The following is a 25,638-nucleotide window of genomic DNA, read 5'->3' as shown; positions in this document are numbered from 1 at the left end:
GAGCGAGAGGGAGAGAGGGGGCCGGTCAGACGATCCGGCGGGCGGCGAGCACGTCCGGCCGCCAGTCGGCGAGGGTCGAGAGCTTGACCACGTCACCAGTGCGCGGTGCGTGCAGGATCAGGCCGTCGCCGATGAACATCCCGACGTGTTCCGGGACTTGGGCCGTGCCCCGGGTGAAGAGGAGATCGCCCGGCTTGAGGGCGTCGACGCTGACCGCCTTACCCTCCTTGACCTGCGTGTACGTGGTCCGGGAGATCGAGACGCCCCCGGCCTTGTACGACATCTGCATCAGGGACGAGCAGTCGCAGCGGCCCATCGGGTCCTGGCCGCGCGGATCGGTGCACGCGCCACCCCACTGATACGGAGTGCCGAGCTGACCGAGACCCCAGCGGATGGCGGTGCGGACCGACTTGGGCGCATCAGCCGGGATCTTGTAGTCCTTGGGGACGGAGCCTGCGGGGATCGGACCGAATTTGGCCCCGTCCTCACCAGTGCCGCACCCGCCGGGAGCCGCATCCGTCTGCTCGCCCTCGTCGCCTCCGTCGGAACTCGACCCCTCCGACAGCGACGTGGCGATGGCCTGCTGTAGAGCCGTGCCCAGCGGCTCCCACTTGGCGTAGGCGGCAGGAAAGCCGCTCTTCTGGACCGCCTGCGCCGCTTGCGTGACGGTCATGGACTGCCAGCCTGGGACCTTGAGTAGAGCCTCGTAGAACCTCGTCGAGGCGTGCACCGGATCGCGGACCTGCTGGGCCGTTCCCCAGCCCTGGCTTGGGCGCTGCTGGAACAGGCCGAGTGAATCCCGGTCGCCGTAGTCCAGATTCCGCAGCCCTGACTCCTGCAGGGCCGTGGCCAGAGCCACAGCCTGCCCCCGGGCCGGTACCTTCATGGCGACGCCCGTGGCCTGGATCGTCCTGGCGTTCGGGATCTGCACTGCGGGATCGTCCAGCCCCGGGACCAACACCGCGGCCTTGCCGCCGCCCTTGAGGATCGACTCCACCTGCTTGGCGACCGCCGCGGAATCCACAGCCTGCGCATCGCCGCTCGCACAGGCGGCCTGGGCACTGCTCGCGCCGGCCAGAGCCATCGCGAGCGGGGCGATCAGCAGCAGTGGCCCAAGAGCCACGGACCCGACTATTGCCGCGCCCGCCTTCACGGCCGCGGGCCGTCCGCCGAGCAGAGGTCGCAGGAGTCGGACGTCGGGGAAGGGCGTGCCTGGGCATGCTGCATCAGCAGCTCCTTACTCGTAGGCAGCGCGGCACCAGCGTTCTCGTCGAAAGGTCACCGGCACCGCACCAGTCGAAAATTCACAACACCTGAGATCAGGGAATAGAGATTCCAAGGGTCGGGAGCGGCTAACTCCCGACTCCTGGGAACCCCGTTACTGGAGATCGGCAGCCAGCCGCGCTCTTAATCTCACACGCCACACGGAGAATCCCCCTCGCTGAAATCTCAGGCCGTTTCGTGAGTGCTGCCGTGCCGCCACCTGGACGAGGTAACACGCATCAGCACAGCTCAACAGGGCGGGAGCTGAGCCCCGTCCGTCGAACACGGCGAGACTGTAGAGACGAATTCCGGCCGCACCAAACGACGCCTCGTCTGGCAGTCGAGGCCCGTGATGTGGCGGCAGAGGGCCATTAGGTGCGGCCGGGAATGGTGGTTACTCTCCAGCCCATCGCTCTCCGCAGGCGGCTGCTTCTGTGGCTGCCGGGAGCGAATCAAGCCGACGTGCGCGGTATTCCGGGAACGCGGAATCCCGCACGACCGTCCCCGCGGAAAGAGAGAACCGCACCATGCCGTACACCCTGCACCGAGGCGACGCGCTGACCGCCCTCGCCGGCATCCCCGACAACAGCGTCGATGCCGTGATCACGGACCCGCCCTACAACAGCGGTGGCCGAACCAGCGGCGAACGAACCGGCCGCAGTGCCCGCGCGAAGTACACCTCGGGCGACGCCGAACACGACCTCGCCAACTTCCCCGGCGAGAACCGCGACCAGCGCTCGTACAGCTTCTGGCTCACCCTCCTGCTCACCGAGTCCTACCGGGCCACCGCCGAGTCGGGCGCCGCGCTCGTCTTCACCGACTGGAGGCAACTGCCCACCACCACCGACGCGCTCCAGGCCGCCGGCTGGACCTGGCGCGGCATCGCCTCGTGGCACAAGCCGGTCTCCCGACCGCAGAAGGGACGGCTCAAGCAGTCCTGCGAGTACATCGTCTGGGGCACCAAGGGCCCGGTCGACCCCGACCGGAATCCCGTCTACCTGCCCGGCCTCTACACCGCGAGCCAGCCTCGGAAGGACCGCGTGCACATCACGCAGAAGCCCGTGGAGGTGATGCGGGAGCTGGTGCGTATCTGCCCGCCGGGCGGAACCGTCCTCGACCCCTTCACCGGCTCCGGCACAACCGGCGTCGCCGCCCTGCGCGAGGGCCGCAAGTTCATCGGCGTCGAGCTCTCTGACCACTACGCCGACATAGCCGAGCAGCGGCTCCGCGCCGAGCTGACTAAGGACGACTTCGACCTGGCCGGGCCTGAGGCGTGATCACGAGAGCGGCGAGAGCCCGGGGCCGGCGGGCCGCAGACGCCGAAGGGCGGCTGGTGCATCGAATTACCGATGCACCAGCCGCCCTTCTCGTTTGCGTCAGGCTGCCTCGAATGCCCGCCGGATCAGCGGCGCCGCCTTCTCCAGGTCGGCCGCCGAGGCGAGACGTACCTCCAGGTCCCCGGTCCCCAGGTGCCCGATGCCGCGCATGTCCCGGGTGAAGCCCTCCTCCAGCACGACCGAGTCCGGGTCGAGTCTGAGATAGACCAGGATCGCCTCGTGCTTCGGACGGAAGATCACCGATGCGACGTTCACCAGCCGCCTGTAGGCGATGTAGTGTCGCAACGGCGCCACCTCGACCTCGCCCCACGCCGTGAGCGCCTCGTCCAGCTCCGCGTACAGGTCCCGCAAGCACTCTGGCACGAGGCCAGCACCAGTCGGCGCGGGAACCACCGGTGCCGTCGGCGCGTTGCCGACCACCGCGTCCCGGTCCCGGCTCCGCCGAGACGAAGCGGCGCTCGCTGAGCCGGGCGAGGAGTCGACGAGCAGCAGGCTCAGCAGGCCGCCATCGAAGACCCGGTAGCGAACCAGGTCGATGCGCTCGGGCAGCCACTGCACGGCCACCCGGTCGTGGTGGGAGAAGCCGGCCGCGATGCAGACCATCCGCGGCCGACGCCAGTCGATCGACTCGGCGGCCTCCGCACCCAGCATCTTCCGGACCAGCGCCTCGAACTCGTGCTGCGCCGAACGTAGCCAGGACAGATACGAGACGGCCTGCGACAGCACCCCGCTGTCGGAACCCTTCTTGAACTCGATGACGACTGGGCTGCCGTTCTCGTCCAGCCCGAGGGTGTCGATCCGCCCCCGGTGCCACGGACCGGTCGCATACTCCGACGCCACGAACCGGATGCCGAGCATCTGCTCCAGACCGGCCTCGACCCGCCGCTGGAGCTCCACCTCCAGCGCCACCGTCGAACCGGACAGCTCGACATCCCGCCCGTCCGCGTCCTGCCGGAACAGCATCAGCTCGGCCACCAGCGCCCCCTCCCGCGATCTCCGCAAGAAGGGCAATCAACGGGAGACTCTGGATATTCCGCTTAGGCAGAGGGAGGGCGGCTTGACATTTATTCCGTGCTCTATCGGATCAACCTCGAGATCCGACGAGACTGCTCACCAACGGAGGCACCCACAACCGAACGGTGCGATCGACGCTCGCGGTGGCGAGCACGGAACTGTCCGGGGAGAAAGTGACTGCCGTCACGGCATCATGATGGCCGGTGAGAGGCTCTCCCACGGGTTGGTGGGTGGACGGGTCCCAAAGGCGCACAGTGCGATCCTTGCTGGCCGTGGCGACCAGGCTGCCGTCGGGGGAAAAGGCCACCGCCGCGACGGCATCATCGTGGCCGGTCAGGGGCTTTCCAACTGGCTGGTGGGTAGTCGCATCCCATAGCTGTATCGAGTGATCATCACCGGCGGTGGCGATCAGGTTGCCGTCGGGGGAAAAGGCCACGGAGCTGACAGAGCCGCTGTGGCCGCCGAGGAGTTCGCCTGTTGATGTGCGACTGGCTGCGTCCCATAGCGGCACTGCGCCGGTATCGGTGGAGGTGGCGATCAACTTGCCATCAGGGGAGAAAGCGACCCCCGTTACGAGCCCGTGGTGGCTGATCAGTGGGGCGCCGGAAGGCTGCTGGGTAGTTGGCGACCACAGTCGCACGGCGCCACCGTCGTTGGCGACGGCGAGCAGGGTTCCGATGGGGGAGAAGACCACCGATGTGATGGGGCCGAGGTGGTCGGCCAGCGGGCTACCTGCCGGCACCCGGGTGGCAGCGTCCCACAGGCGTACCGCGCCGCCGCGGTCCGCCGTTGCGATCAGAGCGCCGTCGGGGGAGTAAGCCACAGCCATTACCGAGTCACGGTGATTCGTCAGGGGTCTGCCGACTGATCGCCTCTTGGCCGGGTCCCAGAACCGCACCGTGTCGTCGGCGCTGGCTGTCGCGAGTTGGGTCCCGTCGGGGGAGAACACCACCGACCGGACCGCGTCGCGATGGCCGATCAGAGGAGCCAGAGAGATACCTTCACCGTTCTTGAGCGCGGTGAGGACACTTCTACTGGCGAGGCCCCGCGCGGTCAGAAGGTTGAGCCGAGTTCTCAATTCGGTGTTCTCAGTGATCAGGCTCTCGTGGGAGTCCTCGCCGTGACACGTACGTTGCGCCGGGATAGGCACAGGCGGGGCCTCCTCGGCTTTCGATAGCCGCACCGTGTGATCGTAACTAGCGGTGGCGAGCAGGCTCCCGTCCGGGGAAAACGTGACGGCCGTGGCGGAGCTGGTGTGGCCGGTGAGGGGGGCTCCGACGGCATGGTGGGTAGCTGGGTCCCAAAGGCGCACGATGCCGTCGATGTCGGTGGTGGCGAGCAGGCTGCCGTCGGGGGAGAACGTGACGGCCGTGGCGGAGCCGGTGTGGCCGGTGAGGGGCGCTCCGACGGCATGGTGGGTGGCACGGTCCCAAAGGCGCACCGTGCCGTCGTCACTCGCGGTGGCGAGGAGGTCGCCGTTGGGGGAGAAAGCCACTGACCTGACGGTACCGGAGTGGCCTATCAAGGGCTTGCCCACCGTCTGGCGAGTTGTCGGGTCCCAAAGGCGCACCATGCCGTCGAAGCTGGCGGTGGCGAGCAGGCCGCCGTCGGGGGAGAACCTCACCGCTGTGACGGCTCCGGTGTGGCCAGTCAGCGGCTGACCTACGGCTGCGTAGGTGTGACCATCCCAAAGGCGCACCGTGCAATCGAAACTGGCGGCGGCCAGCAGGCTGCCGTCAGGGGAGAACGCCACCTCTGTGACCGCGATGTCCTTCGTGGTCGGGAGTACTTCGACCTCATCATGGGTGACCGGGTCCCAAAGCCGCACATTGCCGTCATCGCTGGCGGCGGCGAGCAGGCTGCCGTCGGGGGAGAACACGACTGACCTCATAGTGCTCTCGCCACCGATCATGGGTTCACCGACAGCTAGGCGGGTGGCGGGGTCCCAGAGCGCCACCACTCCGGCGGCGCTGGCGGCGGCGATCAGCTTGCCATCGGGGGAAAATGCCACCGACCATACGAAGCCGGAGTGGGGCAGCACCGGCAGCACGGGACGAAATCTCAGGCGTCGGCTGTTCTCCATCGGCGCAGGCGAGTTTGTCAGAAGGGCTGGCGTATCGAGAGCCGGCGCGGTCGGTGAGGCGTCAACCGGGACGGGCGTCCGCACCGGCTCGGATGCCGAGGGCGCGTAGCGGACCTCGATGCGCAGCTGTTCGAGCCGGGTCCACTCCTTACGCCATGACTCGACTGCCGGATCATCGCGGCTCACTGGAGACCGGCGGTCGCTGGAAAGACTCAGTATTGCCTGGACGAGGGCGATGAGGTAGTCGAGCCTGGGCAGGCGCTTTCCACCGAGGGCTTCACTGATCCCGGAGGGTGACAACGACTGCCCTTTGGGCGCGGCCCGGCTGATGTCGCGCTGGGAGGGGCGGCCGCAATCGACCTGCAGCTTCCGGAGGTTGGCGGCGAAGCCCGCGAGTTCGCGGTCAAACGCGGCCCTGGAAGCGTCCTCATGCGCCACGTACGTCCCCCCGATGGTCTGTGGGGCTCAGCGTAGGACGCTGGTTACCGAACAGGACCGAATTTCGCCGAACACCACCGTACAGAGTGCGTGTTCGCTCGTGTGCCACGCCGTACGGCGATGGCCTGCGGCGATCGAGTCTAACCGGGTTCGTTCGCGCTGTATGAGGCATGGCGGGTGGGGCTGGTGTGCTGGGCACATGGATGAAATCGAAAAGACCACCCCGTCCCCGGCTCAGCGGACTGCCCTCACGCACGACTCGGCGGAGGTGGCGTCCCCCCGGGAACGCGTTCTCGACCTCGTCGCGCTGCTGGTCCTGATCACGCTCTCGGCGGGTGTCTTCATGCTCGCCGGCCCCGAGGCGTTCACCGCGGTGACGAGCGTCGGTTTGGGCTTGTTCGCGGCCTGGCGTGGCAGGCCGCCGCGTTCGTGAACCGCCCGGCCGTGGGAACGCCGCTCGGCTCGTGGTCACGGAGCGCTATCGCGGTGATCGGCTGAGGGGATATGGGAGGTGGCCGTCCGGCCGCCTCCCGTGTCCGTTGACCAGTACGCCTCGCACGAGCCTGGCGGGGCGGACGAGATGTGTTCGACTCCGTTACCCGACAGCGTGCTCGGTGACCCAGGGGCCTGACGGTCCAGTCGACGCCCGCGCGCGGGGGTCGCGATCTGAGCCCTCCTTTCTGGTCCCGGACGCCCAGCGACCTGCGGCTGAGCTCGGTGATGCCTCGGCGGGTGAATTGCTGGGAGTACCTGACCGAACCATCTTCGGCCACTCGTGAAAGTGAGGTGAACCTCTCGACAACGGTCACAGTAGTCATATTTCCGCGGTATGCTTTCGCAATGGTTGAACTGCAAGAAGAGTCAAAGCGTGATCGCACCGGGGTCGAGCTGTTCGCGGGCGCGGGGGGCCTCGCCATGGCGGTCCACGGGGCGGGCTTCCGGCCATTGCTGTTCAACGAGTTCGCCCCGCGAGCGTGTCAGACCCTGGAGGCGAACGGGGCGAAGCCTCGGGGGGACGAGGAGCGCATCCCCGAGCCCGGGGAGCCGTGGCCGCTGGTGGCGGGCGACGTCCAGGACCTGGATATGCGGTATCTGCGCGGTCGTGTCGACGTCCTCGCTGGCGGTCCGCCGTGCCAGCCGTTCAGCCTGGGCGGGATCGCCAAGGGGGACGAGGACAGGCGCAACATGTTCCCTCAGATGTTCAAGGCGATGCGCCAGATCCGGCCCAAGGCCGTCATCTGCGAGAACGTCGTGGGATTGCTCAGGCCATCGTTCAAGCCCTACCTCGACTACATCTTGCGCGAGATGGAGATGCCCTTCGAGCTACGGGATCCCGAGATCCCTTGGCAGGAGCACGATCAGGCCCTCATCGAGGCCAGGCGCGGGACTGCCGGCGATCCGTCGGAGCGTTACAAGGTGGTGATGACGCGCGTTAACGCCGCCGATTACGGGGTCCCCCAGATCAGGCACCGCATCATCATCGTCGCCTTCCGGGAGGACCTCGGCGTCGACATCGACCAGTTCAATCAGGACGTGCTTCCCCAGTACTCCGAGCAGGCGCTATTCCGGTCCATGCTTGATGATTCCGACGACTCCTACTGGAAGCGCCATCCCGAAGTCCCCGATCACGTGCGCGCCCTGGCCGTGGCCAGGGCCAGGGCTGGGATCCGTAAGGACGTTTCACTCACTCCGGACGAATCGAAGCCCTGGCGCACCTTCCGGGACGCCATCGCCGGCATCGACGAGAACGAGGGCAAGCCCCTGCCGAAGGTCCCCTGGGACAGGCTCGACCGCAATGAGTATCGCGCCGGTGGGTTCACCGATCACATCGGGTGGCCCGGCGCTCGGATCTACAAGGGCCACACGCCCAATGAACTGGACCGTCCCGCCAAGACCGTGAAGGCCGGCGTGCATGGCGTCCCGGGCGGGGAGTCCGTGATGCTGACCGATGATCTGGAGACCCCTGGAGGCACTACCTACAAGCACAGGTACATGACTGTGCGCGAGACGGCCCGCGTCATGACTTTCCCCGACGATTGGAAGCTCGAAGGACCTCGTGGGGAGAAGATGCGGCAGCTGGGCAACGCGGTCCCGGTGAAGCTTGGCGCGGTATTCGCCAATGCGGTGGCGAAGGCTCTCGATACGGCGCCGGGGCCAAGGACGTGATTGATGTGGCGAAGCCAGTTCAGAGCCGCTGGAACGACAGGCTACCCCCCGATCGCGCCTGGAAGGGGCGGTCGGGAAGGACCCGGAAGGCTCTGTCCGCCGAACAGGACAAAGCGGCGGGCGGTCGCCATCGGCGTGAGGTTGACCTGGGTGACGGCCGCGTGGCCCACGCCTCGGTCTCATTGAGGGTCCTGCCCAAGACGCGGCGCATCCGTGCGTCACTGCGGTGGGGCGACGGGAGGAAGTCCCCGGAGCGCTATCTGGGGGAAGTCGAACACGACAGCCGTGAGGCCAACCTCGCTGAGGGGTGGCGGCTGGCCTGGGCTAAGGGCCTCTTGAGGGAGGAGACCTTGCCCGAGGGCTCGACAGCCTCGACGCCAGCGGTCCGTGCCTCAATGAGAGGCAACCGTGGAAGGGACACGAAGCCCGAGAAGGCCCTCAGGTCCCTCCTCTTCAAGGAAGGGCTTCGCTACCGGGTCAACGCACCGCCGATCCAGGGCCTCCGGCGTACTGCGGATGTGCTGTTCCCGAAGGCACGAGTCGCGGTCTTCGTCGACGGCTGTTTCTGGCACTTCTGCCCGGAGCATCATCGACCAGCGACGAAGAACAAGGACTTCTGGGCGGACAAGTTCGCCGAGAACCAGCGGCGGGACGCCGAGACCAACCGGATCCTGGAGGAAGCGGGCTGGACGGTCATCCGGGCTTGGGAACACGAGGCACCGGAGGAGGTGGCAGGACGGGTCATCTCAGCGGTCCGCCGTGCGACCGGCTAGCTGCGGTTACAGCTCCTCGCCATGCAGCAGGTCGTCGATGGCGTCGGTCAACCTGCGCAGCACGATGCGGCCGTCACCATCGCTGTACGCGAGGACGACACTCCCCGTGTCGAGACCTGCCTCGGCGAGAATCCCCAAGGGGATCTCCACCCGGCCGCTCGCATCGATGGTGACTTGCGCGGGTTCCCGGATCATGAGGCGAGTCTCGCACGCGGTGAACCGCGGGGGCACTCCCCAGGGCAGGGTGCGGAGTGGTTCCAGCAGGGGTTTCGAGATCTATGTCCCGCAGGCACCGGTGCCGCCCATTAGGGTTGACGCCATGTTGGTGGATGCCCCGGGACCGGGGCCGGCGGGGGCGCCTAGACGCTGGTGGGCGCGCTTCGCGTCCGCCGGCCACGCATCTGTTCACGACGAAGACGGGGGCCGACTGTGACCGAGAACCAGTACATCAACGTCACGCCACACCCGCGCATCTTGGGTGTGCTTGGCGACATCGAGTTCTCTCACTGGCAGTGCTTGGCCGAGTTGATCGACAACTCCTTCGACGAGTTTCAGGCGGCTGGCGGAACGGTCGACCGGCCCTCGGTCGCGGTCTCGCTCCCCCCGGCCAACTCGCAGCGTGCGACAGCCGAGATCAAGGTGCAGGACAACGGGCGGGGCATGAGCCTGGAGGCCGTCACCAACGCCATCAGCGCGGGCTGGACGAGCAACGGTCGACATGGTTCCCTCGGCCTGTTCGGCATGGGTTTCAACATCAGTACAGCTCGGCTCGGTCGGCGTACCACGGTACGCACCAGTCGGGCAGGCGATCCGGACTGGATCGAGGTGACCCTGGACCTGGCGCGGATCGCCCACTCTTCCAAGTACCAGGCACCGTACCGCTTGGTGCCTAAGGCCAATCGTGAAGAGCACGGCACCACTGTCACGATCAGTGAGCTCAAGCAGGAGCAATACACCACGCTCTGTCGCCCCCAGACGCAGGCCGTGATCCGGGAGAAGCTCGGAGACGTCTACAGCTACCTGCTGGCGGAGAAGGGCTTCCTGCTCACGCTCAACGGCAAGAAGGTCAGGCCGCGCCTGCCCTGTGTCTGGGATGAGAAGCGGACCGTCACGCGCCAGGGTGTGGAGATCCATGCTGTACAGAGGATCGACCGTACTCTGAGCCCCAAGAAGGCGTGCATGGCGTGCGGATACTGGAGCACCGCCGACGCAGAGCACTGCGAGGAATGCGGCCAGGGCCGCCTGGAACTGCGGGAGCGCAGGATCTGGGGCTGGATCGGGATCCAGCGCTACCTCCACCGCACCGACTACGGGCTGGACTTCCTCCGTAACGGGCGCAAGATCATGCTCAAGGACAAGCGTGTCTTCTACTGGGAGGACGAGGACGGTATCGCGGAGGCGGAGCTGGAGTACCCCATCGACTCCGGAGCCGTGCAGATGGGCCGGATCGTCGGTGAGATCCATTGCGATCACGTCACACCGAACTATCAGAAGACCGCCTTCGAGTTCGATACAGCCGAATGGCGTCAGGTCCTGCGCGAGGTCCGCGGAACCAGTCCCTTGCGCCCTAAGATCGCCAAGAACCTTGGACTGCCGGAGAATCGCAGCCCTCTCGCCCTGCTCTACGCGGGCTTCCGTCGCCAGGACCCGGGGCTCAACTACCTGATCCCCGGCGATGGACGTAACGCTCTCCACGAGACGGCGGTGAAGTGGGCCGGGTTGATGCGGATGGGCGGCTACGAGTACCAGACCGATGAGGTGTGGTACCGAGCCGCCTATCAGCACGACAACCCGATAGCGGTGGACCCGCAACCGGAGAATGACGACATCCTCCCCGGGTTCGGGGCTGACCTCCTCGACCGGGATGACGAGCCGGAAGGCGGTGCGGCGCCGGGTGCGACGGGCATGACCACAGCTGGTCAAGAGCCGCCCGAGGACGAGGTCGCACCGGTGGAGACGCTGGATCAGCGGCTCCAGCGATACCGAGACAACGCTGACCCCATCGTGGACCTGACAGGCCCGTACTACCTTGAAGAATTGGGCCGCGTGGATCTGACGGCCTGGGCGGTCCGTGGACAGAACCTCGTCACCAAGGATGAGCGGCCCGCACCTGTGATCGTCTCGATGGTCCGAGCCCCGCACCTGGATGTCTTCGTCGACACTGGCCACTCGCTCTTCCGCGAGCACGGGGCGGACATGCGTGACCTGGCGCTCGTCGAGGTCGCGGAGTTCATGCGGGTACGGGCGAACATCGTGTCGATGCCCTTGAGCGAGATCGTGGCGCAGCTCAAGAGCCACACCTCCAGTCCTCGGCTGACGCCGGCGGCGACGGCGGAGGAGTCCGAGAGGCTTCTGGAACAGGTGCGCATGGCGATGGTGGCGCCTGTTTCGGCGAACCCAGCGGTGCACTGGCTGCTGCTCACGAAGGATGAACGAGCTGACGCCGAGCGCCGGTTCGCGGTCGAGGCCGGCGGAGCGTCCCCTTGGAACGACGCGATCTCCAGCGGTGAGTTCATCCGCTATGTCCCGGCCAGTGCGGTCATCCGTATCATCCAGGACTCCCCGGAGACATTCCTCGACGGGTGCGTTTTCAAGCGCGGGTACATCGCTCTGAGCGATCCCGGAGCTCGAGCGCTCGTCGTGGAACGACTGATCAACCCCCTGGGGGACCTCGCGCTTCTGGAACAGCACCGTCCACGCCTCGACGTGGAGGAACTGGCCCGGATCAGGATCAGCTGCAGACTCATCGCGCGCGACCTCGCCGACAACACGTAGGGAAAGCGGAATGCGATTCCTTGACGCCGCCTCCCTGCTGGACTCGGGCCCACTGCAGTTCCCTCGCCGCGTTGAACGCCTTCTGTGGCACCTGGGCTTCTCCGATGTGTCCAACATCGACGGCTCCGGTGACGAGGGGGGCGACATCCTCGCCCTCCACAAGGGCGAGACCTGGGTGATCCAGTGCAAGTGGAAGCGACACGGAGCCGTAGGGGCCGACGCGGTAGATGAGGTCGCTCGCGCTCGGGATCACTATCGCGCCCACAAGGCCGTCGTCGTCACCAACACTCGCTTCAGTCCTGAGGCTCGGAAGCGGGTGGCGAATCTGGCACGCCTAGGCCCTGGGATCCTCCTTTGGGGCGGAACGGATCTCACGACCAGCTTCGACCGGGTACCGCCCCGCTTTGGGAGAGTGACGCCACGGCCGTATCAGACCGAGGCGCTCCAGGCACTGGCCTCCGATCTCGATGCCTCGGGTCGTGCGCTCCTTGTGCTTGCCACCGGCTTGGGTAAAACGGTCGTTGGAGGCGAGGTGATCGCGGCGCACCTGCGACGTGCCCCCCAGGACCAGGTCCTGGTCGTCGCACACGCGAAAGACCTTGTACAGCAGCTAGAACGGGCGCTCTGGCGGCACCTACCCAAGGATGTCCCGACGCGGATCCTCACGGGTGACACCCGCCCCGACGATCTCTCCGGCCTCACCTGCGCGACGGTCGGGTCGGCGCTATCGGCCGCGCGATTCGGATACCGCCCAGGCCTCGTCATGATCGACGAAGCCCACCACGTGGGTGAAGAAGGCCAGTACGACGAGCTGCTCGAACTCCTCAGCTCGGCAAGGCACCTGGGCGTCACGGCGACCCCATGGCGCGGTGACAAGCACGACATCACCCATCAGCTCGGTGCCCCCAGCTTCAGCCTGGGGATCGAGGAGGGCATGCGGCGTGGCTACCTCGCTCAGGTCGACTACCGCCTGTTCGTCGACGACATCGACTGGGACATCGTCCGCGAGGCCAGCGACCACTCGTACGGACTGGCCGAACTCAACGCCAAGCTCTTCCTGCCGCAGCGGGATGAAGCCATCCGCGACGAGCTGGCCACCGCATGGGCCAGCACGCGTAATCCCCGGGCCATCGTTTTCTGCCGCACTATCGAACACGCCGAGCGGCTCGCTGACATGCTGCGGCGCACCCCCCTTTGGTCAGGTGCACTCGCCATCCACGCGGGACTCGCCAAGAGGGAGCGGCAGAACCGCCTACTCGCCTTCCGGGCCGGCGAAGTGCCCATCCTGACGGCGATCGACATCCTCAACGAGGGCGTCGATGTGCCGGACGTGAATATCCTCTGCTTCGCGCGAGTCACTCACTCCCGCCGCATCTTCGTTCAGCAGCTTGGGCGAGGCCTCCGCCTGCGCGAGGGAAAGGAGCGAGTCACGGTGTTGGACTTCGTCAGCGACCTCCGCCGCATCGCTGCCGCGCTCAAGCTCAAACGCGCGCTTGATGGGGACGGCGAGATCGAGACCTTGGCGAAGATCACCCCGTCGAACATCGACTTCAGCGACCAGAAGGTGGCCACCCTCATGGACGAGTGGATCAAGGACGCGGCCAGTCTTGAGACCGCGTACGACGAGCACCGACTCCAGTTCCCCGCCACCCGCGCCCCCCAGGAGTAATCACCGTGGCCTTGCAACAGCTGCCAGCACCCATTCGCGAGCGCCTGCTCATCGAGATCTACCAGCAGGCCAACGACATGGACTGGGAGTTCTTGAGCAACACCGAAAAGACGAACCAGTACCGGCGATGGATCGAGGACCCCAAGGTCGGCGGAGTCCTCCTCGCCTACGGGCCGGAGAAGGACGCCCGGGTCTGGATCAAGGACGTCCCCATGAAGGAGTACGCCCGAGCGCAGGAGGGGATCGGGAACTATGTCCGCTACGCGGTAAATCGGTTCCAGGGGCCGGAGGAAATCGTTCGTGCGGCATGTGGCAGCGGCTGGGTGATGAAGCCCGATTCGGTCGGGGAGAAGCCGAACCACTGCTACGCCATCGCCGGCGACGCCACTCGATACATCTGCTGGGGCCGCGCTGGGAACTTTCGTGACCTCGTTTGGGCCGCGCTGAATGAGGCCATCGACTCGACGGAGCGGCCCGCGATCGTCATCACGACCCGCAACGGCGAGACTGTCTCCACAGCCGAGCAAACACGCCAGGAACGACTCGCACTGCGTTGTGGCGCCGACCTGCGGTATCTCCACCGCGAGATGGTGCCTAACCCCGACTACCTTGGGGCGACGGGCGATGGCCGTGGCCCGTCGCAACCCACTCTCATCGACTAACCTCGCCGTTTCGATTGGGATGAGGCGGCGTCGCTGATCAGCAGCTGTTGGGTGGTCGACGTGATTTCGGTGCTTGGGCAGGGCTGAGTCCCGGCGCGGTGGTCGGGTTCTCCAAGGTCTTTCGGGCCGTGGGCGGACGAGGGGCTGCCGGTCAGCCGCCAGGTCGCGGCAGTGCGGAGAGGCGGTGGAAGGCCATGGCCAGTTCGTTTCTCCAGGGCCAGGCCGCCGATATCCGCAAGCGCAGGCGTCGACCGCCGCGGGTGAGGCGGGCGGCGACGTGCAGCAGCCGGTAGCGGAGTTTCTTCGGCTCGGCAGTGGCGAGTTCGCCGTCCAGCAGCAGGACACGGGTCCAGGCCAGCAGATCGATTGCCGCGAGGCTGAGTTCGAGCCAGACAGTGTTGATGTCGAAATCGCGGGAGGGGAAGCGGCCGAAGCCGGTGGTCTTGCCGCACTGGATGTGGTCCTCGACGGTGGCATGCCCGCTGTGGCGGACCTCCAGGAACTGGGCGGAACCACCACCGCAGGACGGGGTGTCGGTGAGGAACACCTGATGCCGCAGGCCCTCGTCCTGGTCGAACAGGGACAGCTGGGCGCCGGGGTGCGGCCGCTCCCGGCGCACGATGATGCGGGTGCCGGCCGGGTAGCCGGTCAGGTCGACCATGCCGTCAGCTCGGCGACCTCGGCGCCATCACGCAGCGTCCGGTCCTGGTCCAGGGCGGGACGCCAGAGACGGTCGGGCATGGCCCGGACGGCTCGGCGGACCGGCTCGGTGATGGAGTATCCGACCGAGAAGAAGGTACGGATCTTGTCGATGCCGAACGGCTTGCCGCCGGACTGCTTCTCGGTCACGGGGACCGAGTAGGACCGAACGGGGTTCTTCTTCGGGTGCAGCTGCTCGACCACGGACTCGGGGATGGCCGCCGTGAGGCTGGTCCCCGCCTGGGCCTGGCCGCGCCGTGCCGGCGTCCCGCCGCCGCGTCAGGGACCGAGGGGACATTCCCGGCTTCAACGCCGGTCGCATCAAGGGCTGGGTACGGACCGGAAGCGAAGCAACGGGCCCTCCTCCTTCTCCGGGGTGTAGATGCCGACCCCCATGACCATCTGCGACGGGTCCGCCTCACCCTCCTTGACGAAGCCGTCCTCCCCTTCGTGAATGGGGTATAGGAGCACCGCCCCCAGGAGCGACAGCGTCCCGTCGGCCCGGCCTACCGCGGCCTTGACCGCGGACTCGTGCGACGGGTACGTGATCCTGCCGAAGCCGTCCCCCCGGTCGGCCCGACGCGCTCGGCGGAAGAGGGGCAGCGATTCAAAGCCGAGAACCGATGCCGTGGGTCCGTCACCAGCGGGTTGCGGCACGACCAGCAGCCACTGGCCCCCGGGCTCCCGTCCCAGCTGCTCCAGGTAGGGGAGGTGCGGGCGCAGCTGCGGCCCGGTGCCCTCCAGCTCGGAGAGGACATGCATCAGGCGGGCGTGCGGGACTAAGCCGGTGCGGGCGCGGAGGGAGGTGGATCGGCCGTTGAGCACGCGGGGCTCCGCCAGAACGTCCAGCAGTGGCCGCCACTGCTGGACGTTGCGGGCTTTCGCCGCCGCATCCACGGGGTGGGCGAGCGGCTCGATCCACAGGCCGGGCGAGCGGATCTCGACCAGTTCGGCGTTGAAGAGGGCGTTCCGTCGCTGCTCCGGGTCCATCGCACCCAGGTGCTGCGCGAGCAGCGCGGGCACTTGGGCGGGCGCGAGCTGTGGCCTGCCATCGACTTCGACGGCGTAGCGCGCTAGATCCTCCTGGAACGAGAGCTGGTCGCGGAACATCGCCGCGAAGGCGTCGAAGAGGCCCCCACCGGCATCGTCCGCGACACGCGCGAAGTAGAGCCGCATCAGGTCCCGGTAGCCGATACGGAAGCCGGCCCAGCGTCCCATCCCGGCCAGAGCCACCGCGCTATCGGTGCGGGGCCCCTGGTAGGTGACGGTCAGACCCTCGACGGTGCCGCCGTGGGAGAGTCGTGAGCCGCAGACGATGATCTTCCAGATGTGCCGCCGCGCGAAGTCCAGTTCGTACCCGCCGTGTTCGCCGTGTGTGGATCCGCTCTCGATCACGACGGCATTGCCGTCGGAGTCGATCCGCGACCAAGCGGCAACGACGTACGGTGCGAGCTCGTCGAAGGACTCGGGAACGGGCAGGCCGTCGGCCCGGTCGCAGGAAACGGGCTCGACGTCCCTTTCGTACAGCTCGCGGAGCCGTCCCAGCCCGTCGGCCCGGTTGTAGGAACCCTCGTACCAGAGGCGGCGCAAGCGCGCTGCCTGTTCCCGCTTCCGAATGATGCGGTCCGAAGAGTGAACGATCATGGTGTGGTGGCGATAGTCGGTTGGTGCTTCGCCCCCGCCCCGCGCGGCCCGGTACAGCTTCACCGCGCCGGTCAGCACGAACATGTCCATCGCCTGTCGTTCGCCCTGGTCATCGTCCTTGTGACGGAGTACGAGGTTGCGGACGTGCGCCTTCTCTGGGGAGTTGGCGAAGGTCCGCCGCTCGTCGGGGACGTCCGAGTCGATGTCGTGGAAGTCCTCCACACCCACGTAGCCGGCTGGGCGCGGCAGGGAGATGATGAAGTCCTTCGGGAACAGGTCCTCCGAGGCGGCCGGGTCCATGAGGGTGCCGACGAAGGGTGAAGTGGCGTAGGCGACGTACTGTGCCCGGGGCAAGAGGCCCAGCAGTTCCGCCATGGCGGCCTGGACGGACGTGAGGCCCGCCTTCCCCGTTCCGGTCGCCTTCCTGTGGGTGTTCACGGCGGCCTGATCCCACTCCGTGCCGTCGTCGATGATCAGCGTGGGGATCTCCGCCAGAGGTGGGCGGATGCTCTGCAGGTCCTTGACCAGCTTGGACAGGATGGTCCTGTTCTTCTTCACGACCATGAGCCGTACGGACGTGGCGTGCAGGTTCTCGGGATCGTTCAGCGGCAGCTGCGGCATCCGCTTCTCGAACTCGAGCGCGCCGAGGCCTTGGCGCAGGCCGGCGTAGTCGTTGTCGCGCGTCGTCAGACGGACGATGTCGAACCCGCCCTCTGAGGAGGGGAGTCGGCCGTGCCGCAGGAACCCGTCCGCCTGGAACCAGTCGGGATCGTCCACGTACTCGGAGTCCTCGGACTCGTCCGCGCCGCGCAGGATGTTCTCCCGCCCCACCAGATCGCGGTCGAGGGTCCGCTGCAGTTGGTACCGCATGGCGTTGCTCGGTCCCGTCAGCACGATGATGAGTCGGTAGCCCGCGTCGACCGCCTTGGCCACGGTGCCGGTGATGTGGGCGCTCGCGCCGGACTGCATGGGCGTGATCACCAAGCCCTTAGCCTGGTAGGCCTCCGCCGCGCTCGGGTTGGCCAGCTTCGCCACTACTTGGTCCGTCGCCTCGTCCAGGGTGGCCACCCGGGAGGGCTGCCACCCCCGCCGCGCCAGGAGGTCGGCGTACGCGGGCCAGTACCGTCCCCAGTCGGGCCGCGTCTCCGGGTTGTACCACGGGGCAAATGGCGACCGGATCACCACGGGACTGCGGTCGTCCCGAAGCCCGGCCTCGGAGAGTAGCTTCCCGATGCGCCGCGCCAGCTGATCGCGCTCCTGCTCGACCCGGGCCAGCTCCTGCTCGCGCTGGTGCAGCCGTTGGCGCAGGGAGTCCAGCTCGGCCGCGCTGCCGTTCGTGTTCGCGGCGGCCCGGCTGTCCTCCAGCTCGCGCAGGCGCTCCTCTAGTTCGCGCCTGTTGCGCTCCAGGAGCCGGATGCGGCTCGCCGGATCCATGCGGCTCTCTTCGTCCTTGCGGAACAGCGCCCACACTCGGGCGGTCTCCTCCTCGGACAGCGGCGACCGAGGGGGCTGGCCCGCGTCGTGGAGGAGGTTCTTCACGAAGTCCTCCTGCGCGGGCCGCTCGCCACTGAGCGTGCGGCTTACCGAGCTGGGGGCGCGCGCTTCTTTGTCCGCGTACGTCCGCAGGGGCATCTCGAGCCTCTGGAACAGTCCGCGCAGGGCAAGGGCGAGTTCCCGGCGCTCCGGGCCCGCATCCGGATGGAGCGGGCCGAGGGCGCCGGCCCCATTTCGGCGTCTACTGGTCGTCACTGCCCCAGTGTCGGCCACCTCGTGGATCTGTCGGAGTGTTGCGTACGAATTGGCAACGCGTTGCGCACTATTGGCAACCGTTGCGCGCTGCGCACCATCCTCCGCACAACCCAAGCTCACAGCATGACCCAGACGACTCCCGAAGCTCCCCAGCGCAAGACCTCCCGCCTCCGCCGCACCGCCGCGGTCGTGATCCTCGGCTTCATCGGCGGAATCGCCACAAGCCTGGGCCGCATCGCAGGAGCGGAGCTGCCGGACTGGCTCCAGCTGCTGTTCTAACAGCGCAGCGACCAGGTGACGACTGATCAGTAGAACCAGGGCGTCTACTGCTGGGTCGCATAGCAGTTCATGTCCGAAGCCAGATCGCGACGGCCGCCACAGTGGCCGTGCCGAGGAAGACGTACCCGCGCTTGTCGTAGCGAGTGGCGACCGCCCAGTACTGCTTCAGGAGGTTGATCGCCCGCTCGACGGTGTTGTGCTTCTTGTAGCGGTCCTCGTCGAAGCCGGGCGGCAGTCCGCCGCGTGCGTCTTTGCGCAGGTGGGCTGCCTGGCTGTCGGTCTTCTCCGGGATCGTGTGCCGGATACCGCGGCGCCGCAGGTACTCGCGGCATGGCCCGTTGCTGTTGGCCTTGTCGGCCGCGAGGCCGTCCGGCTTCTTGCGGGGCCTGCCCGGCCCCGACCGTGGCACGCGGATCTTCTCCAGGACGGGCTTGAACTGGGTGCAGTCAGCCCGCTGCCCGGCTGTCACGATCAGGGAAAGCGGGCGGTAGCTGCCGCCCACGCTCAGGTGGAGCTTGCTGGTGAGCCCGCCCCGCGAGTGGCCCAGGCCGCCCTCGCATCCAGCACCACCTCCACCAGGCGGGCGACGAGACTCTGCCACGGCGTCTCGTCTTGGTGTTCCATCCCTGCGGCCCCCTTTGATCCAGGGGCCGGTGGCGGGTCGGTGCGGGCGCCGGCCGCATGCTGATGCGCGTGGACGATGGTGGAGTTGACCGAGACGTCCCAGTCGATCTCGCCCGCCGCGTCGGCTGCGGCCTGGACCTGCTGGAGCAGACGTTCCCAGGTGCCGTCGGCGGACCAGGGCCGGTGGCGCTCGTAAACGGTCTTCCATGGCCCGAACCGCTGGGGCAGGTCACGCCACTGCACCCCGGTTCGCACCCGGTGCAGAATCCCGTCGATCACCTGCCGGTGATCCCGCCACCTACCACAACGCCCGTTGCTGACCGGCAGGAACGGCCGCAGGCGTTCCCACTCGGCATCCGTCAGATCACCCCGCCCCATGCCCACAGGAACGACTCGGGAACGGGGGCGGTCGCATGGGCAGGGCGACACCTGCGTGCCGGGCGCTCTTTGGCCTGGAGAGGAACACCCGTCGGGTTGGCCGCTCGATTTCCGTGACGACGACGGCGATCTCCTCCCCGACCTCGAAGTCTTCTGACGGACTTGCCGCAGGACGGCCGTGGACCTCTCTGAAGGGGACCAGCCCGAGAACTCCGTCCCCGAGGTCCACGAAGATGCCAATGGGAAGCACCTTCTCAACCGTCCCGCGGAGTTCCTGTCCCACCACTGTGCGGTCGGCGAAAGCCCGGAGGGGGTCGGGCTCCAGTGCCTTCAACGACAGTCTGGCCTCCGCGTTGAAGGTGTCGAACTGGAGAAACTCGCACGAGACACGCTGCCCGACCTGAACGACATCGGTGGGAGCATCGATGTGCCGCCAGGACAGTTCGGGGATCACGATGAACCCGACACCGGGCAGCGTGGGATGGTCAGGCCCGTCGTCCAGGGCTACGAAGACCCCGAACCGTTCGATCGCCGCGACTGTGCCGGCCAGGATCTCGCCACAGTGCAGTGACTCCAGGAATGCCCAGAGTTCCGGACTCTCAGACCGCCAATCCATGCCCGTCGCCCTGGCACACGACGCCGAGTGCCAGCTATCTCCCAAGCTGAAGCCACCGTCCGCAGTCCCGCCGTGCCTCAGCCGTCGACACCTTGATCGCCCGGACAGGCCCTAATGCAGGGAATCTGTAGTTCCTCAGGGGATGTCACTGATGGGGCACCGCGAACGAGAACGGTGGCGACCGGGCGGCCGACGAGGACGGGGCTGTCCGTGCTGTCGAGTCCGCTCGCATGGCGCTGAGCGGAGGGGCGGCAACGGGTAGCCACCGGGTTGAATCAGGCGTTATGTCGTGGCCTGCGCCTGCTTGTCCGCAGGCCGTGCCGCCCCGGCCATGGGTGGATGGGCGTCCAGTCCGGCAGGTGTAATCGGGGAGGGGCTCTTGGCGTCCGGGCGGAAGTGCGGTCTCAGTAGAACGTGGTAATGGGCGAGGATGTTGGCGATGCGCGACACGGTGCGTGGCCCCGGCCGGGTGAATCGTCAGATGAGCGTCTCCGTGCTTTATCACGCCGGGACAGCTACGCCAAATCACCGATTCTCCGGATTCTGATACTGCTCGCCAGCCCCTGCCGCACGGTGAACGTCTTCAAGGTGCGGCAGGCGGGAGGACGGAACGCCCGCTGCTTCGACAGCGCTTACACCGGAGACACACGATGCGCAACCAGTCCAAGCCCGCCGTTGAGGCTGCCTTCCTGAACGTCCAGAACGCCGCGAAGTACATGGGCATCTCAGTGAACACGCTCTACGTTTGGCGTCACCGACGGCAAGGGCCGCCCAGCTTTCGGATGGGTCCCGGCGGAAGGGTCATGTACCGCCGGGATCTGCTCGATGCGTGGCTCAGTGAGCAGCAGCAGGTGGACTCGCGGTCGAACCCGGCCCTCAACCCGCTGAACAAGGCCCCGCGGCAGCGTGAGCGTCGCCGGGCTGCCTGACCTGGGAAAACAGGTCTGAGGAGTTCAGCAGCACTCGGAATTTCAAGCGCACGGCGATCGTCTGTGTGTCTGATCGCGACGCAGATCGCGCCGAGAGAAGCCAGGCGAAGCCGAGGGTAAGACGAGTATGGCGGGTTACATCGAAGACCGGTGGCTCAAGAAGCGGCCGAACAAGGAGACGGGCAAGCGCGAACGCACGGCGCTGTGGGGCAGGTGCACGCGCTACCGGGTCAAGGGAATACCGGGGGTCCGTGACCGGTCGTTCGATACCGTCGCGGATGCCAAGGCATGGCTTGCCGAGGCGCAGACCGACGCCCGCCGAGGGGACTTCGTCGACTCACGGGACGGTGCGATCAGCCTTCGTGAGTACGTCGAGAAGCACTGGTGGCCGTCCCAGGTGCATCCCGCTCAGACGCTGGAAAGCATGAGGCACCGGATCTGGGGGCAGGTGCTGCCGCAGCTCGGAGACCTGGCGCTCAGGGACATCGGTGTCGCGGAGCTGCGCAAGTGGTCGGCCGACGTGCAGAGGGCGGTGGCGTCGAGCACGGCTTATGTCGCGTGGGTGTACCTCAAGGCGATCATGCAGGCCGCGGTCGAGGACAAGCGGCTCTACCGCAACCCGTGCAAGGGCAATAGCTCGATCAAGCCGCCGAAGAAGCCGGAGCGCAAGGCTCGAGCCTGGGAGCAGGATCGTGTCGACGCCGTACGGGAGGCGCTAGCCGACCGCTACCAGATCGCGCTCGACCTCGGCGTCGGATGCGGACTCCGACAGGGTGAGGTGTTCGGCTTCAGCCCCAACGACGTCCACGGCGACTTCGTGCACGTCGAGCGCCAGATCCTCATGTACAAGTCGCGGCTGTACTTCGGCCCGCCCAAGGGTGGCAAGGAGCGTGACGTGCCTCTGCCGAACGTGCTCGCGAAGCGGCTCCTCACCCACCAGGAACGCTTCGAGCCGATCGACGTCACCCTGCCGTGGTTGGACCCCGAGGAGCCCGACCTCGCACGCGAGGACCGGCGCAAGGTGACCGTCCCGTTGCTCGTGTACACCGGGCGGCGCGGCGCGATCAACCGCACCACCTGGAACACCAAGGCGTGGAAGCCGGCGCTCGCCGACGTGGGAGTCATCCCGCCGCTGCCCGAGCGGCAGCCGGGCGAGAAGCCGTCACGCGTATGGGAGCCGAGCCGCGAGCACGGCTTCCACGTCCTGCGTCACACGTACGCCTCGGTGATGCTCGAAGCCGGTGAGTCGATCGTCTCGCTCGCGAAGTGGCTGGGGCACTCCGACCCGGCGTTCACGCTCCGGACGTACACTCACTTCATGCCGCAGGCCGGCGCGCGGGGACTGTTCGCGATCGAGGCGTGGCTCACGGATCTCGGCTGAAAGTCCCTGAGAAGTCCCAGAGGGCCGGAACGGCCGCCGGATTCCCGTAAACATGCAGGTCAGAGCGTGATCGCTCCCTAAGTGGAACAGAACCCGGCGTACAGCCCGACTCGTCTGCCGCCACCTGCGGCTTTGCCTCGGAAAGGGCCTCCGACCCGCGTCGGAGGCCCTTTCCGGTCTTTCGGGGGCTTGCTGCGTCAGGCAGCGAAAACTTCCTCGGAAGCCCCCCGGACAGCGCTGGAAGTCCCTGAAAACCTAGGGGGACAAGGGGCGCTGACGCCTCTGTGCCGGTCCGGGTACGACCCGGTCTCGCGTGGGTCGGGCAGGTGATGCCGCGAGGTCAGGGTCCGAGTGACAAGTCCCGGAGCCACGCCCGACAGCCCTCAGTTGCGCGAACTCACGGAGGCGAGGGGTCAGCGGGTGGGTGGGACGAACTCGGGCTGGTCGAGCAGGCGCAGCCAGCTTCCATCAGGCTGGCGCCGGACGACCTGCGCCCGGGCACCGGCCCCGTCCTTCGGGGGAGTCGAGGTGAGGGCGATGTCGCCACTGATCAGCGTCGGCAGCGGTTGTTCCTGCTCGAAACGGGGACGGTTGGCCAGCACCTTCTCCCACAGCGCACGAATCGCCTCCCGGCCCACCGTCCGGTCGCCGGGTGGGTAGGCCATCACCGCACCCTCTTCGTAAAGTGCGGCGACCCCGGCCGCGTCACCGGCGTTGGATCGTTCGACGAACAAGCGGGTGATGTCCTCGGGCCGCATGGCCTTCTCGTACTCCGGCATGAATTCCTCCTGACGTCGGGCTTCGACGCTTCCCAGGGTGGCCGCCGACTGCCCAGAAATCCAACAGATGAATCTTCTGGAAACTAGAATCCGCAGTCATGGAGCTGAGGCAGCTGGAGTACTTCATCGCGGTCGCCGAGGAGCGGAACTTCACCCGGGCGGCCGAGCGGGTGCACATCAGCCAGTCCGGCGTCAGCGCCCAGATCCGCCGGCTGGAACGGGAACTCGGAGCCGAGCTGTTCGACCGGTCGGCCCGCACCGTCACCCTCACCGTCGCGGGAAAGGCCGCACTCGAACACGCCCGCGCCGCACTGGCCGCCGCCGGGGCAGTCGGCCAGGCGGTGGGCGAGGTGACCGACCTGATCCGGGGGCGCCTCACCGTCGGGATGGTCACCGGCTGCACCCTCCCCCCGCTGTTCGACGCCCTCGCCGCGTTCCACCAGGCACATCCCGGTGTGGAGATCTCGCTGCTGGAGGACAGCTCCGACCGGCTCATCGAGGGGGTGCGCACCGGCACCGTCGACCTGGCACTCATCGGGGCAGCAACCGCCACACCCGACGGACTGGACGCGCTGACCATCATCAGCGAGCGGCTCGTCGCGGCAGTCCCGGCCGGGCACTCCTTGGCGAAACAGCGGCGGGTCACCCTGCGCGACCTGATCGCCTACCCGATCGTGTGCATGCCGCCCGGCACCGGCCTGCGCACGGTATTCGACCAGGCCTGCGCCGCACAGAGCCTCCAACCCGCGATCACTCTGCAGGCCAGCGCCGCGGACGCCATTGCCGGCCTCGCCGCCCGCGGGCTCGCCGTCGCCATCCTCAGCGACTCCATGGCCGCGAGCTACCGCGACCGGCTCACCGCCCGCACCATCGACGATGTCGAAACACCGGCATTGCTCGCCCTGATCTGGAAGAACACGCACAGCCCGGGGATGCGAGAACTGCTCGTGCACAGTCGGCAAGCGTTCACCGAGCCCGACCCCCTGGCTCCGGCCTTCGTGTGATCGTTGTGCCGGGGGCCGACGAGCCGTCGTCGGGTCACGAACGTCGCGGTGAGGCCGCCGCCTGTCAGCGCGAGGATGAACCATGTGGCCACCGTGCTGCCGGCCGAGCCGTCGGGCGAGCCGCTGAGCGGAAGCGCGACGGCTGTCATGATCAGCGCCACGAGAGCGCTGACGGCGAGACCGGGTGACCGGAGCCGGTGACCGGGTGACCGGAGCCGGTGACCGGGTGACCGGAGCCGGTGAGCGGCCCACCCGAGTACGAACATCGTTCCCAGCCCGAGGGTGAACAGGGGGAGGAGCGCCCACAGGACGCTCCCGGCGGGGCTCATCCTCCCGGCCGGAGTACCGGAACCACGCATCGTTTCGTCTCCAGGACTCCCACGGACCAGTTCATTCGCAGCCGATTCCGTCTCCGTCGCGGTCGAGGCGGTGGGGGTCGTCGGACCCGACCATGACCGGGCCCGGAAGGTCGGAGCAATCGAGGTCGGGGCCTGCCGGCGGTCCCGGGGGATAGGCGCCCTCAGGGGCAGCCGGTTCAGGAGCGGGGGCCTCCGGTTCAGGGGTGTCGGAGGGTGGCGGAGTATCCGCGGGTGGTGGGGGGTCGGCCGGCGGGGGAGAGTCCGTCTCCGGGTCGCACTCCGACCAGAGCCCTGACCCGGTCTCCTCGGCGGTGTCACCGGCCTGCGAGATCATCGGCCAGTACTTGTCGTTGGGTTCGTGGAGAACCGCTTCGGCATGCCCCGTGCGCACCAGGGACTCGTTCACGAACTGGTCTTTGTCGTTCCAGACGTACAGCAGGTAGCGGTCGTACCTGTCTTTGAGGTCCTCGTCCCGCTCGACACGGACGCTGGAGCCCAGGGGCAGCAGCCGCGCGATGCGCTCGGTCGCTTCACCGCTGTAGCAGTCCCCTGTCTCAGGGGCGTCGATTTCCAGGAGGCGTACAGAGACCGATGTGCCAGGGGGGAGGATTTCGCCGTCGCCGCGGACCTTGATGGTGTCACCGTCGACTATGCGCTCGACAACGACGGTCGACCGGCTCTCGGCGGCCGGGGGCGCGGGAGGCTTCGCTTCTGTCCCGGTCTCCGTTTCGGTCCCGGTCTCTCCTGTTCCTTGTCTTCCTTGCTCCTGGGGAGCCGGTTCGTTCGGAGGGGAGAGTTCTTCGGGCGGTGTGGTGTCCTCACGCGGCGCGGGTTCCTCCGAGGTGACGGCGCCGGTGTCGTTCTTCTCGCCCGCGTCGCCTCCGCTGCCACAGGCGGCAAGAGCGGCGCCGGTGGAGAGAGCGAGCGTAAGGACGGCGGTGGTGAACGGCCTGCTGGTGTTCATTGGTCAGGTCTGCTTTCGTGCGAATGAGACCTTTTGTCTGCCATCCCCCGTCG

The 25,638-nt window shown here is 67.4% G+C and carries 20 protein-coding genes and 1 pseudogene; 11 read left to right on the top strand and 10 right to left on the bottom strand.

Annotation, left to right across the window (positions count from 1 at the left end; genetic code table 11):
* Positions 1-25 precede the first annotated feature (25 nt).
* Positions 26-1,153 (bottom strand): C40 family peptidase, encoded by a 1,128-nt coding sequence (locus tag ACWD0Y_RS05015; RefSeq protein WP_450259075.1) that lies wholly within the window; start codon positions 1,151-1,153, stop codon positions 26-28.
* A 637-nt stretch (positions 1,154-1,790) separates the two neighbouring features.
* On the opposite strand from ACWD0Y_RS05015, the gene ACWD0Y_RS05010 reads away from it, so the two are divergent.
* On the top strand, positions 1,791-2,540 hold the full coding sequence (locus ACWD0Y_RS05010) for a DNA-methyltransferase (protein ID WP_450259074.1): 750 nt from the start codon (positions 1,791-1,793) through the stop codon (positions 2,538-2,540).
* A 99-nt stretch (positions 2,541-2,639) separates the two neighbouring features.
* On the opposite strand, the gene ACWD0Y_RS05005 is transcribed toward ACWD0Y_RS05010, so the two are convergent.
* A complete protein-coding gene (locus tag ACWD0Y_RS05005; protein ID WP_450259073.1) occupies positions 2,640-3,575 on the bottom strand; it encodes a DUF5655 domain-containing protein in 936 nt (311 codons plus the stop codon).
* Between the two features lie 109 nt (positions 3,576-3,684).
* Positions 3,685-6,135 carry a WD40 repeat domain-containing protein gene (locus ACWD0Y_RS05000; protein ID WP_450259072.1) on the bottom strand — a complete coding sequence of 817 codons (2,451 nt, stop codon included), beginning with the start codon at positions 6,133-6,135 and terminating at the stop codon, positions 3,685-3,687.
* A gap of 199 nt (positions 6,136-6,334) precedes the next feature.
* On the opposite strand from ACWD0Y_RS05000, the gene ACWD0Y_RS04995 reads away from it, so the two are divergent.
* From ACWD0Y_RS04995 to ACWD0Y_RS04985, 3 genes are all read left to right on the top strand, one after another.
* Positions 6,335-6,568 (top strand): hypothetical protein, encoded by a 234-nt coding sequence (locus ACWD0Y_RS04995; RefSeq protein ID WP_070342566.1) that lies wholly within the window; start codon positions 6,335-6,337, stop codon positions 6,566-6,568.
* A 407-nt stretch (positions 6,569-6,975) separates the two neighbouring features.
* On the top strand, positions 6,976-8,301 hold the full coding sequence (locus ACWD0Y_RS04990) for a DNA cytosine methyltransferase (protein ID WP_450259071.1): 1,326 nt from the start codon (positions 6,976-6,978) through the stop codon (positions 8,299-8,301).
* Positions 8,298-9,074, top strand: coding sequence for a very short patch repair endonuclease (locus ACWD0Y_RS04985; protein ID WP_450259070.1), 777 nt, complete (start codon positions 8,298-8,300; stop codon positions 9,072-9,074). The genes ACWD0Y_RS04990 and ACWD0Y_RS04985 overlap by 4 nt, the downstream gene beginning before the upstream one ends.
* A 6-nt stretch (positions 9,075-9,080) precedes the next feature.
* Here ACWD0Y_RS04985 and ACWD0Y_RS04980 read toward each other — a convergent pair whose 3' ends face one another.
* Positions 9,081-9,269, bottom strand: a complete 189-nt coding sequence (locus tag ACWD0Y_RS04980; RefSeq protein WP_070343655.1) for an AbrB/MazE/SpoVT family DNA-binding domain-containing protein — start codon at positions 9,267-9,269, stop codon at positions 9,081-9,083.
* 234 nt (positions 9,270-9,503) lie between these two features.
* Here ACWD0Y_RS04980 and ACWD0Y_RS04975 point away from each other — a divergent pair, with 234 nt between their 5' ends.
* From ACWD0Y_RS04975 to ACWD0Y_RS04965, 3 genes are read left to right on the top strand one after another with little or no spacing between them, the layout of a single operon-like run.
* Positions 9,504-11,849, top strand: coding sequence for an ATP-binding protein (locus ACWD0Y_RS04975; protein ID WP_450259069.1), 2,346 nt, complete (start codon positions 9,504-9,506; stop codon positions 11,847-11,849).
* Between the two features lie 10 nt (positions 11,850-11,859).
* The gene (locus ACWD0Y_RS04970; protein ID WP_450259068.1) at positions 11,860-13,518 is read left to right on the top strand and encodes a DEAD/DEAH box helicase family protein; all 1,659 of its coding nucleotides are present in this window, start codon (positions 11,860-11,862) and stop codon (positions 13,516-13,518) included.
* 5 nt (positions 13,519-13,523) lie between these two features.
* On the top strand, positions 13,524-14,180 hold the full coding sequence (locus tag ACWD0Y_RS04965; RefSeq protein WP_450259067.1) for a hypothetical protein: 657 nt from the start codon (positions 13,524-13,526) through the stop codon (positions 14,178-14,180).
* Positions 14,181-14,331: 151 nt separating this feature from the next.
* On the opposite strand, the pseudogene ACWD0Y_RS04960 reads toward ACWD0Y_RS04965, so the two are convergent.
* A pseudogene (locus tag ACWD0Y_RS04960) lies at positions 14,332-14,972 on the bottom strand (transposase); the annotation flags it as partial.
* Positions 14,973-15,200: 228 nt separating this feature from the next.
* Positions 15,201-18,272: a Z1 domain-containing protein gene (locus tag ACWD0Y_RS04955; RefSeq protein ID WP_450259066.1), complete on the bottom strand. Its 3,072-nt coding sequence runs from the start codon at positions 18,270-18,272 to the stop codon at positions 15,201-15,203.
* A gap of 123 nt (positions 18,273-18,395) precedes the next feature.
* Between ACWD0Y_RS04955 and ACWD0Y_RS04950 the strand changes: the two genes are divergently transcribed.
* Entirely contained in the window at positions 18,396-18,551 is a 156-nt protein-coding gene (locus ACWD0Y_RS04950; protein ID WP_450259065.1) for a hypothetical protein, read from the top strand.
* Positions 18,552-18,618: 67 nt separating this feature from the next.
* On the opposite strand, the gene ACWD0Y_RS04945 is transcribed toward ACWD0Y_RS04950, so the two are convergent.
* Together ACWD0Y_RS04945 and ACWD0Y_RS04940 are read right to left on the bottom strand one after the other, a co-directional pair.
* Positions 18,619-19,553, bottom strand: a protein-coding gene (locus ACWD0Y_RS04945; protein ID WP_450259064.1) for an IS5 family transposase whose coding sequence is annotated in 2 segments (ribosomal slippage) — positions 18,619-19,158 and positions 19,161-19,553 — 933 coding nt in all. Because the reading frame shifts where the segments join, the coding sequence is not laid out codon by codon here.
* On the bottom strand, positions 19,540-20,169 hold the full coding sequence (locus ACWD0Y_RS04940; RefSeq protein ID WP_450259063.1) for a S1 RNA-binding domain-containing protein: 630 nt from the start codon (positions 20,167-20,169) through the stop codon (positions 19,540-19,542). The genes ACWD0Y_RS04945 and ACWD0Y_RS04940 overlap by 14 nt, the downstream gene beginning before the upstream one ends.
* A gap of 650 nt (positions 20,170-20,819) precedes the next feature.
* Here ACWD0Y_RS04940 and ACWD0Y_RS04935 point away from each other — a divergent pair.
* Positions 20,820-21,098, top strand: coding sequence for a helix-turn-helix domain-containing protein (locus tag ACWD0Y_RS04935; RefSeq protein WP_450259062.1), 279 nt, complete (start codon positions 20,820-20,822; stop codon positions 21,096-21,098).
* Positions 21,099-21,225: 127 nt separating this feature from the next.
* Entirely contained in the window at positions 21,226-22,479 is a 1,254-nt protein-coding gene (locus tag ACWD0Y_RS04930) for a tyrosine-type recombinase/integrase (protein ID WP_450259061.1), read from the top strand.
* 413 nt (positions 22,480-22,892) lie between these two features.
* Here the strand turns inward: ACWD0Y_RS04930 and ACWD0Y_RS04925 are convergent, their stop codons facing one another.
* On the bottom strand, positions 22,893-23,258 hold the full coding sequence (locus tag ACWD0Y_RS04925; RefSeq protein WP_450259060.1) for a YybH family protein: 366 nt from the start codon (positions 23,256-23,258) through the stop codon (positions 22,893-22,895).
* A gap of 98 nt (positions 23,259-23,356) precedes the next feature.
* Here ACWD0Y_RS04925 and ACWD0Y_RS04920 point away from each other — a divergent pair, with 98 nt between their 5' ends.
* Positions 23,357-24,262, top strand: coding sequence for a LysR family transcriptional regulator (locus tag ACWD0Y_RS04920; protein WP_450259059.1), 906 nt, complete (start codon positions 23,357-23,359; stop codon positions 24,260-24,262).
* 390 nt (positions 24,263-24,652) lie between these two features.
* On the opposite strand, the gene ACWD0Y_RS04915 is transcribed toward ACWD0Y_RS04920, so the two are convergent.
* Positions 24,653-25,585, bottom strand: coding sequence for a thermonuclease family protein (locus ACWD0Y_RS04915; RefSeq protein WP_450259058.1), 933 nt, complete (start codon positions 25,583-25,585; stop codon positions 24,653-24,655).
* Positions 25,586-25,638: the final 53 nt, after the last annotated feature.

Source organism: Streptomyces altiplanensis, assembly GCF_053591575.1.
The sequence above is the reverse complement of the archived record's forward strand: the minus strand, read 5'-3'. Positions and strand labels throughout refer to the sequence as shown.